The sequence below is a fragment of the Blautia sp. AF19-13LB genome (assembly GCF_003479105.1).
Lineage (GTDB): Bacteria > Bacillota > Clostridia > Lachnospirales > Lachnospiraceae > Fusicatenibacter > Fusicatenibacter saccharivorans.
On record NZ_QUGO01000056.1, the window covers coordinates 1,610 to 1,862 of the forward strand.

Annotated in this window: 1 protein-coding gene and 1 pseudogene; both read right to left on the minus strand. The window is 50.6% G+C overall.

What is annotated here, in order from left to right; genetic code table 11:
* On the minus strand, positions 1-147 hold a 147-nt coding region (locus DWX32_RS19170; protein WP_118660875.1), incomplete at its 3' end, for a DUF3847 domain-containing protein.
* Positions 140-253: pseudogene (locus DWX32_RS19175) on the minus strand (DeoR family transcriptional regulator); the annotation flags it as partial. The pseudogene DWX32_RS19175 and the gene DWX32_RS19170, both read right to left, overlap by 8 nt.

A 253-nucleotide genomic window follows, 5' to 3' on the forward strand; every position in this document is an offset into this window, starting at 1 on the left:
AGTACAGAGCCGGTGTGTCCGTTCCTTTCGGGTAAGCTGCTTTAACTTGTGCTGCAATGCCTTTTCATCATTGATGGCTTTCCGCAGTTTCTTTTCGCTTTTCTCCAGTTCCCGGTTTAGCTTTTCCAGCTTTGAGGTATCAGGCAAGGGCTGTGTCCTCCTTTCCCGGTATCAGCACATAAATCCGGTTCGGTTCTCCAACGCCCTGACGCACCCGCATGATAAGTCCGGCGGTTTCCAGTTCATTCAGAGA